Raw genomic sequence first — 9099 nt, 5'->3', positions numbered from 1 at the left:
GCAAGGCACGCCGCCGTGGGAAACAGCTACTCCGGCCCCCTCGGAGCAGTCTGAACCTTCCGCAACGGTCGCGCCCACAGACGCCCCGCACCCTCTGGACACCGCTCCGGCGAAGGATGCCGTCTCCGCAAGATCCAAGAAAAAACATGCTTCCACCGTGCCCGCGCCCTCGGAGGCATGGATGGACTTCGTGGAGTTTTGCCGCAAGAACCAGAGCGACGTCACGTTGTCCCTTCCGGCGCTCACACAGGCGAACGGCGTATTTTCGGAAGGAGTCCTGACGCTTGCCACAACCAGCGCCATCCAGTATGAACAGCTTTCGGCCCCTTCCCGGCTCTCCGAGCTGGAACGGCTGGCCAGCGACTATTCCGGCAAGGCTGTCTCCGTACAGGTGTCCGCCCCGGAACGGTTGCACAAGACCGAGGCCGAACTCAAAAAAGAATTTGCCTCCCACCCCGTGATCAAGTCTCTCACCGAGACTTTCGGCGCTTCTCTCATTCGGTGTATCCCGGTGGAGCACACACGGAGTTGAAGGAACCCTCGGAGGTTCCTCGGGAAACCTCTCCCCAACCGATCCTTTCAAGGAGACCGTAATGCGCAACATGAATGATCTTGTACGCCAAGCCGGCGTCATGCAGAACAAAATCGCCAAGATGCAGCAGGAAATGGCCGAACGTACCGTTGAAGCCTCCAGCGGGGGCGGCATGGTCAAAGTCGTCGCCACCTGTAAGCAGGACATCGTGTCCATCACCATCGATCCCAAAGCCCTCGAAGGCGGCGATGTGGAAATGCTTCAGGATCTCGTCCTGACCGCCGTCAACGAAGCCGTCCGTATCGGACGCGCCACGATGGACCGCGAAGTCAGCGCCATCACCGGCGGCATCAAGCTGCCCGGCATCATTTAAGGATATTGGGGAAGGTGAGGAGGCACCTTTCTGAAGAAAGGCTTCCTCCTCACCTTCCCCACCTCCCCTCCTTCCCAAGGCTTTTGCGTTTTTGGGACGGGGAGGGGCGAAGGACATGCGTTTTGCCCCCGGTGGGCTGCCAGTCGCCCGTCGTCCAACCGTGGATGGCGGGTTGTCGCGTCCCTGAGGGCGGCCTTTCCCCCATCCCCACTCCCTTTTTCCCCGAACGAGTCCCCGTTCCCGAAGCAATAAGCGGAACAGGGATTCGATAACGTCAAAAGTTTTGGGAAGGAGAGGGGGAGGTTTTGGGGAGGGGAGGACGACCGGATGGCGCCCCCCGAACGGGCCGTACCCGTTGACGCGTCTCCGAGGCTTACGGGCATCGACAGCAACGCTGGGAGCCTTTCTGAAGAAAGATTCCCCCTCCCCCAATTTTCTGTCCACCCAAACGAGGAAGTATGGACCACAGAATCCCTGAACCGCTGAAGGCGCTCGTGGAGCAGCTGGCGCGGCTGCCCGGCCTCGGGCCCAAATCGGCCATGCGCGTGGCCATGACGCTGCTCAAGTGGCCGGAAGCCGAAACGCGGCGGCTCGGCAAGGGCATCCACGACCTGCGCGACAACCTGCGGCTGTGCTCCCGCTGCGGGGCATTGACGGAAACCGATCCCTGCAACGTCTGTTCGGACAAGGAACGCGACGACTCGCTGCTGTGCGTGGTCGCGGAATGGGACAGTATGCTCACGCTGGAAGAAGGCGCGTTCTACAAGGGCCGCTACCTTATTCTGGGCGGCCTGCTGGCTCCGCTCGATAACCTGAGCGCCGAAAGCCTCGAGCTCGATCGGCTCACCAAGCGTCTGGAAGAAGGGCAGGTGCGTGAAGTCGTGCTCGCCCTCGGCGCCACCGTTGAAGCGGAAACCACGGGCGCGCTCGTCAGGAGCCTCGTCAACCGCCGCTTCCCCGGCGTGACCGTCACCCGGCTCGCGCAGGGCATCCCGCTCGGCGCGGAAGTGAAGTTCATGGACCGCGAAACCCTGCGCCAGTCGCTCCAGTACCGGCAGGAAATCCGCTGAGGTTGCAATGCCGGGCACTTGCGCCATAGCCTTTTAATGACTATTATCCCAAAAGGTATTTCAGAGTTCTCTTACCCCCATTTTTTACGGAGGTTTTATTCAATGGAAAGCTTGCGCGATTCCACTCGGTCAACCAGTATCAGCGTCGCATCCGTCTTCATGCGCCATGTGTACCAGTGGATGACGGTCGGCCTGCTTGTCACGGCGGGGACCGCCTTTTTCGTCGCGTCCTCCCCGGCTCTTCTGTCCGCCATCTTCGGCAACACCTTCGGCCTGATCATCCTCGCCATCGCCGTGTTCGCCATGCCGCTGGTCCTGAGCGGCATGATCTCCCGGCTGTCCGCGTTTGCCGCCACCGCTCTCTTCGTCGTCTACAGCGCACTGATGGGCGCGTTCCTGTCCTCGGTACTGCTTGTGTATACGGGCGCTTCCGTCATGTCCACGTTCGTCACCTGCGCGGCCATGTTCGGCGGAATGAGCATCTACGGCACCGTCACCAAACGTGATCTCACCGGCATGGGCAGCTTCATGATGATGGGCCTGTTCGGGCTGATCATCGCCATGATCGTCAATATTTTCCTCCAGAGCTCGGCCATGACCTTCGTGATCAGCGCCCTCGGCGTGGTCATCTTCACCGGCCTGACCGCTTACGACACCCAAAAGATCCGCGCCTTCGGCGAAAACGCCCCGCTCGACGACGCCACAGCCATCCGCCGCGGCGCTCTGCTCGGCGCGCTGACCCTCTACCTCGACTTCATCAACCTGTTCCTGATGCTGCTCCGCCTCATGGGCGACCGCCGCTAACCGGATCGACTCTGGGGAGCCGTCCCCTTACGCCCGCCGGAGCCGCTCCGGCGGGCAACGGGAGCCTTTCATGACCGCATCCGGGATGTGAAAGGCTTTTTTGCTACCCGACACAGGAAACGCGCATGGCTTCCAAGCAACGCAAGCGGCGCAGGAAACGCCGCGCCGTCAAAAAAGCCCCTCCGCTTCCTCCCGTTTCCGCACAAGCCGAGGAGGAGAAGGCCCGAACCCGAGGACGGCGTTCCGCCAAAGGCTGGCGTGCCTGTCTTTTCGGAATCGGCCTCCTCTGCGCCCTGTGGACCGCCCTTGCCGTTTCCCTGCCGCCCACGGTGCTGCGCGGCGTCGTGGAAAGCCAGCTCTCGGAGGCCGTCAACGCCCCCGTCACCATCGAATCCCTTTCGGTCAACCCGTTTACCCTCGGCATTGCCGTGCGCGGCGTCCGTGTCCCCTACCTTGAAGAGACGGGAACGTCCGACGGCGCGTTGCTGACCATCGAACGGCTGGACATCCGGCCACGCCTCCGGCTTTTCGCGGACGCCGCCCCCATTCAGGCCGCCCTCCGCGTATACAATCCGGTACTCGACATCACCTATCTCGGCAATGGGTTGTTTTCCTTCTCCAAACTGCTGCCCGCGCCGAGCGGGGCCGATACCGCTCCTGATGCCCCGCTTTTCGCCCTGAGCGATCTTGATCTGAAAGGCGGGACCATCCTGCTCCGCGACGGCCCTGTCGGCATGGTCCACACGGTCAGCGACGTGAACTTTCATGTCCCGCTCCTGCGCTCGGCGGACCTCCCGTTTGCGCCCACGCTCTCCGCGCTGGTCAACGGCACGCGCATCGACGTGGAAGGCCGCACCGAGCCCGATGCCGAAACGCTCCGCACCACCTTCGCCATCCACACGGCTCCGCTGCACATGGAGCATTTCAAACGCTACCTGTCCGATTTCACGCCCCTGAACCTGAACAGCGGCACGGTGGCGCTCGACATGCTCTTCACCCTGTCGCAGCCGCATCTGGGGCGGGTGGAGAGCAGCCTGTCCGGCACGGTCAAGGTCGAGGATGCGGAAATCGCCACCCCGGAAGGGACCATTGTGGGCAGGCTCCGCCGGGGGCAGGCCGCCCTGAAAGATTTTACGCTGTCCGAGCGGCGCATCCGTCTGGACGAGATGGAACTCGACGGCCTGTACCTGCGCGTCAGCCGCGACAAGGCCGGGCGCATCGACTGGGTGGACTGGCTGAGCGGGACGGACGCGAACCCAGAAAACCTTTCGCCCGAAACGCCGTTCGTGGTGGAAGGCGCGGACCTCATCCTCAGGAACTCCGATTTCACATGGGTCGACGCCAGCCTTGCGGATACGCAGCAGATCGAGATCACCGGCGTGGACGGACGCATCGCGGAATACTCGACCCGCCCCGGCGCGCGCACGGCCATGCGCCTCTCCTTCGGCATCAGCACGGAAGGAGTGCTCGCGGTGGACGGCGAGGGCACGCTCACCCCCCCGAGCCTCAACGCCTCCCTGTGGGTGGACGACCTGCCGCTCATCGTGCTCCGCCCCCTGCTTGGGGAAACGCCCCTCAACGACATTCTGGGGCGCATTGCGATTAAGGGCGGCGTCCGCTTCGGTTCTGACGGAAAAACGCCCCAAACGCCCGCCGCCCCTGCCTCAGCAACCTCCCTCGCCGTCACCGGTGCCGAAGCCTCGGTGAGCGCACTGTCCTTCGGGCGCGGCAACAGCCTTTCCGCCGCCGACCGCAAGGCCGGGAAAGACGCCGGTTCGCCCGCCGTCCGGATACGGGCGCTCACCTTCAATGGCCTGCATTTTGACACACAAGCCCGTTCCGCCTCGGTCAAAACCCTGTCCGTCGAAGCCCCCGAAGTGCGCGTGACCTCTTCCGGCGGCATGGGGCTGGCAATCCCCGGCGCAAAGCCGTCCGCAGCCAACCCCGCTCCCGCCCTCAAAACACGCCTCCCCGAGGGGATGTTCACCGCCGCCCTGCCGGACGCCGCAAAAGCCTTCCTCTCCGGCTGGAAGCTCAAGGCCGGCGGTTTCCGCATCGCCGGGGGCAGGCTGGAGCATGTCGCCGCAGGGAAAGCCGAAAAGCTCATCTCCAGCCTCGATCTGGAAACCGGGCCTCTTTCCGGCGATCTGGCCAATACCATCAGTTTGACCCTGCGCGCCCGTGGGACATCGTCCGACAGCCTGAACCTCAAAGGGACATTGCGTCCCGTCCCCCTGCGCTTCTCCGCCAGCATGGACGCTGCGGATCTGCCCCTCGAATGGCTCGATCCGCCCCTGCGCGCCTCCACAAACCTCTCCCCGTCCGGCAGGCTCTCCGCGGACCTCGACGCCACGATCACAGAGGAAAAGGGGAAAGGCCTCGGCATACAGGCTTCGGGCTCCCTTACCGTGCGCGACCTCCGGCTCAAGGACGCCCGTACCGAGAAAGTGTATGCCGTGCTCCGCCGCCTTTCCGCGGACACGTTCCGCTTTTCTTCGGCTTCCTCAAGCTTCGAGGCCAAGGAAATGCTGCTGGACCTCCTGCGCATGGACGTGGCCCTCAATGCCGACAAGACGCTGGACATCCTGGAGTGCGTCCCGAAAAAACAGATGGGCCAAGAGCCCTCCTCCCCCTTCCGTTTTTCCGTGGCGTCCCTGAGGCTTCAAGACGCCGCCCTGCTGTTCCGGGATCAGGCCCACGGTTCCGTCTCCGCCGTTCAGGATATCAACGCGACGGTCAGCGGCCTTTCCTCATCCGGCGGCTTGTCCGACATCGTCTTGACCGGACAGATCGGGGGCGCGCCCATTACGCTGTCCGGCTCCTGCAATCCGTTCTCCACCCCTCCGGCGGCCAAACTGGCCTTCACCGCCAAAGGCGTGGATCTCGCCCGCTATTCCGCCTATACGCGGGCCTATCTGGGGTATCCCGTGGTGCAGGGGCGCCTTGATCTTGAAAGCGCCTTCGCCACGTCCGGCTGGACATTCTCTCTCGACAACCACATCCGGCTGGAAAAGCCCGTGCTCGGCCCCAAGGACACACGGCCCGGCGCGCCGGACTACCCCGTCTCCCTCGGCTTTGCCCTGCTGGAAGATCTGCGCGGCAACATCGCGCTGGATCTCCCCATTTCCGGGCGGCTCGACGACGCCGCGCTGCAGGTCGGCGGGCTGGTGGGCAAGGCGCTCGGCGGGCTGTTCACCAAGGTCGTGACCTCACCCTTCGCGCTGCTCGGCGGCATCATAGGGCTCGTGACGCCGGGCGATCCAGCGCTTCAGGTCATCGCCTTCCCTCCCGGAGACACCCGCATCAACCCCGCCGCCCAAGAGCGCCTCAAGCGCATAGCCAAAGCGCTTGAAGAGCGCCCTCGCGTCAAAATCGAACTCATCGGCATGTATGAGCCAGCCAGCGATACGCGCGGACTGAAACGCCTGCGGGTCCTCCGCAAGGTGCAGGCCCGGCAGTACGCCGCCCTGTCCGCCAAACAGCGGGCAACCAACCCCGTTGGCACCACGAGGTTGTCACCCGGCGAGTACGAACGCTTCCTGCTGCACGTTTACAAGGCCTCCCCCGCCGGGCGTAAAGCCAAAGGCAACGAGGAGCCGGACATCATGGAGCAGAAGCTGCAAGCGCTCGAAACCGTAACACAAGCGGACCTGGAAGCGCTGGCCCGCAGCCGCGCGGAAGAAGTGCGCGCCTTTCTCCTGAAGCACGGGCCGGGGTTGGGAAAACGCGTGAACATCGCCTCCAAGGGCGGCCACCCCGATGTGCGGAGCGGAACGGCGCAGGTAGAGATTCAATTACGCTAATCTCTTGATACAAAAAGATAAAAAACGATTTCAGTTCCTGCTTGCATTTATGGTATACAGGCTGCATGTATTCGGAGAAAGAACCCTTTCCATTTGTAGGAGGTTCCATGAACTTGCCTTACATGCCCGGCGTCCGCCGCGTCTCCCCGGCGGGCCTCCCATGCGATCCGGGACGCGTAGAAAGCGGCGTGCGCAAACGCTTCCGGTTCATTGCGCTGCTCACGCTGGCCGCCTTCATGGCGGGGGGGACTGCGGCGTCCGCCGCGACGATTGCCAACCATATGGACTATCCCGTCGAAGGCTTTTCCCTTTGGTGTCAGGATCCCCAACAACAGTGGATCGAACGGAAGCTCACCGGGCATCTGGACATGGAGCAGCAAGCCGCCGTCACGCTGCCCGAAGACCCTTGCTTCTTTCTTGAAGCGGACATGGGCGACTATCTCCTGAGTTTTCCGATCAAGCAGGAGCTCCAAGGGGAGGATCTGCTCGACACGAGCTGTATGCCCGACCCCACGCTTGAGGTCTACCGGAAGGCCGAGCCGCTGTTCATCGCCGATGGCGAGGAAAAGGACCGCGATCTTGAACGCGATCCCGACCGGAACCCTCCGGAAGTCGTCCCCATCGGGCGGCTGCTCGATACCTTCAAAGGCGGCATGAGCGAACAGGAGTGCCTCATGTACGGCATCCCTCTGCGCCGGGAAAGCTACAACGACAGCCAGAACTTCTCGATCAAGACCGCGATGGTCAGCGACGGGGTCGTCTGGCACGGGATCATCTCCCTTTACAAGGATGCGGAAACCAACATCATAGGTTTGTCCCTGACCACGCCGCTCAGCGAAGGGGCATTGGAGAAACTGTTTTCCGCGCTGTCCGGCAGGGCATACAAACACGTGGCGCTCGGCGACGACGGCCCCGTGTATATGGATGATCCGATCCTCAGCCCCGATCCCGCCGTCCGCAAAGAAGCCATCCGGAACATGCTTGCCCAGCTGACGGCTCCGAACGCCGATCCCTATGACACGCATTTCGAACCCGATTCGCCCGAATGCCGCGAAAAGGATGCCAAGAAAGAACAGAATGAAGCGCAAGCCGCCTGCAAGGAACTGAGCGCGGATATCCGCATCGCTCCGGGCAGCGACCGCATCGAACTCTTCCTTCAGGAAGGGGAAGAGTCCGCCGAATAGTCGTCTGAGGAAGAAGGAATTGTTGAAGGGGGGAGGGAACCGTGTTCCTTCCTCCCTTCAAGCATGTAAAAGGGAGAAAGAATCCGGGGAAGGAGAACCTTTCCCGAGCAGGAAGGAACCTGCCCCATTGAGGCGCCTTTTTCAGATTGAGGGGAAAGCGTGCGAAAGGACAACCTCTGAACCAAGAGAGAGGCCAGCAAAGGCGGAAAACGAAGCTGTCCGAGGTTCAGATGGCCACGAAGGAAACGGAATTGCCGTGGCTGCGGATCAGGGATTCCAGATCGGAGAACGCCAGGAAGACGGTGGCGGTGTTGCGGTTGGGATGGACGCCGAGTGAAGGGAGCCCGGCGAGATCGCGGTCAAAGAGCACTTCCACGGCGCGGACCTCGTCATTCAGGATCCCCAAGGGCGTGACGGCCCCTTTTTCCAACCCCAGAAAGCGTTTCAGCCGATCTTCCGAGGCAAAGGACAGGGCGCTCGTTCCGAGTTGCCCCCGCAACGCCTTGAGATCCACAGCCTTACAGCTGCACAGGACAACAAGGAAATGGCGCTTGCCCCGCGCGTCGCGCAGAAAAAGATTCTTGGCGATCTCGGCATCGGCATCAAGATGCAGGCGCTCCATTTCTTCGATGGTATACACGGGATCATGCGAAACCATGCGGTAACGGATGCCCGCATTATCCAGCACATCCAGAACCTTGCGGATCTCTCTGTCTTCCATATCTTCCCCGTTACGCGCCAAACACAAAAACCCCGCGGCACAGCATACCACGGGGAAGGGAAATCAACGCCGGACGGGACTACTTCATACGGTAGGTGATGCGCCCACGGGTCAAATCGTAGGGGGAAAGTTCCACCTTGACCCGGTCGCCGGGCAGGATGCGGATATAAAACTTGCGCATCTTGCCGGAAATGTGGGCGAGCACCGTGTGCCCGTTTTCAAGCTCAACAAGAAACATCGCGTTCGGCAACGCTTCCTGGACCACGCCGTCAACTTCAATGGCATCTTCTTTCGCCATGGAGCCTCCTCAAAAAAATCCTTGATGTATGTCCACACCTCTGCAAAAGGCGTTGGATTCAATGACCCGTTACAGTGCCCTGAAACAGCCTCCCTTGTCAACAGCGCAGGGCGGCTCCACAATCCCTTTCTCCATATTCCGCCCCAGCCAAAACAGCCCCGCTCCACTGAAAAAAACGCCCTTCCCAAAAAGAGAACGCCCGGCATCCCATCGGCGGGAAATCCGGCCAACAGGGATTCGATAAACGCGAAAGTCTTGGGAGGGGAAAGGGAGGGGTTTGGGGAGGGGAAGGGGAACCTTTCTCCAGAAAGGTT

7 protein-coding genes and 1 pseudogene are annotated in these 9099 nt (G+C 62.1%); 6 read left to right on the top strand and 2 right to left on the bottom strand.

What is annotated here, in order from left to right; genetic code table 11:
- The 6 genes and pseudogenes from HMPREF0178_RS09320 to HMPREF0178_RS09295 all read left to right on the top strand — a co-directional run.
- Positions 1-532: pseudogene (locus tag HMPREF0178_RS09320) on the top strand (DNA polymerase III subunit gamma/tau); the annotation flags it as partial.
- A 61-nt stretch (positions 533-593) separates the two neighbouring features.
- Positions 594-905 (top strand): YbaB/EbfC family nucleoid-associated protein, encoded by a 312-nt coding sequence (locus HMPREF0178_RS09315; protein ID WP_005028306.1) that lies wholly within the window; start codon positions 594-596, stop codon positions 903-905.
- A gap of 458 nt (positions 906-1363) precedes the next feature.
- Entirely contained in the window at positions 1364-1975 is a 612-nt protein-coding gene (gene recR, locus HMPREF0178_RS09310) for a recombination mediator RecR (protein WP_005028305.1), read from the top strand.
- Between the two features lie 102 nt (positions 1976-2077).
- Positions 2078-2779, top strand: coding sequence for a Bax inhibitor-1/YccA family protein (locus HMPREF0178_RS09305; protein ID WP_005028303.1), 702 nt, complete (start codon positions 2078-2080; stop codon positions 2777-2779).
- 125 nt (positions 2780-2904) lie between these two features.
- Positions 2905-6582, top strand: coding sequence for a DUF748 domain-containing protein (locus tag HMPREF0178_RS09300; RefSeq protein ID WP_009380406.1), 3678 nt, complete (start codon positions 2905-2907; stop codon positions 6580-6582).
- 107 nt (positions 6583-6689) lie between these two features.
- On the top strand, positions 6690-7766 hold the full coding sequence (locus HMPREF0178_RS09295; protein ID WP_009380404.1) for a hypothetical protein: 1077 nt from the start codon (positions 6690-6692) through the stop codon (positions 7764-7766).
- 226 nt (positions 7767-7992) lie between these two features.
- Here HMPREF0178_RS09295 and HMPREF0178_RS09290 read toward each other — a convergent pair whose 3' ends face one another.
- Positions 7993-8487: a prolyl-tRNA synthetase associated domain-containing protein gene (locus HMPREF0178_RS09290; RefSeq protein ID WP_009380402.1), complete on the bottom strand. Its 495-nt coding sequence runs from the start codon at positions 8485-8487 to the stop codon at positions 7993-7995.
- Positions 8488-8566: 79 nt separating this feature from the next.
- Positions 8567-8785 (bottom strand): translation initiation factor IF-1, encoded by a 219-nt coding sequence (gene infA, locus HMPREF0178_RS09285; RefSeq protein ID WP_005028298.1) that lies wholly within the window; start codon positions 8783-8785, stop codon positions 8567-8569.
- Between the last annotated feature and the right edge of the window lie 314 nt (positions 8786-9099).

It is taken from the genome of Bilophila sp. 4_1_30, from assembly GCF_000224655.1.
Taxonomy (GTDB): Bacteria; Desulfobacterota; Desulfovibrionia; order Desulfovibrionales; family Desulfovibrionaceae; genus Bilophila; species Bilophila wadsworthia.
This window is presented reverse-complemented; position numbering and strand designations above follow the sequence as displayed.

Bases quoted from the DNA above. Each gene is read 5' to 3' on its own strand.
- HMPREF0178_RS09305 (WP_005028303.1), top strand. From the start codon at position 2,078: ATGGAAAGCTTGCGCGATTCCACTCGGTCAACCAGTATCAGCGTCGCA.
- HMPREF0178_RS09290 (WP_009380402.1), bottom strand. From the start codon at position 8,487: ATGGAAGACAGAGAGATCCGCAAGGTTCTGGATGTGCTGGATAATGCG.
- recR (WP_005028305.1), top strand. From the start codon at position 1,364: ATGGACCACAGAATCCCTGAACCGCTGAAGGCGCTCGTGGAGCAGCTG.
- HMPREF0178_RS09295 (WP_009380404.1), top strand. From the start codon at position 6,690: ATGAACTTGCCTTACATGCCCGGCGTCCGCCGCGTCTCCCCGGCGGGC.
- HMPREF0178_RS09300 (WP_009380406.1), top strand. From the start codon at position 2,905: ATGGCTTCCAAGCAACGCAAGCGGCGCAGGAAACGCCGCGCCGTCAAA.
- HMPREF0178_RS09315 (WP_005028306.1), top strand. From the start codon at position 594: ATGCGCAACATGAATGATCTTGTACGCCAAGCCGGCGTCATGCAGAAC.
- infA (WP_005028298.1), bottom strand. From the start codon at position 8,785: ATGGCGAAAGAAGATGCCATTGAAGTTGACGGCGTGGTCCAGGAAGCG.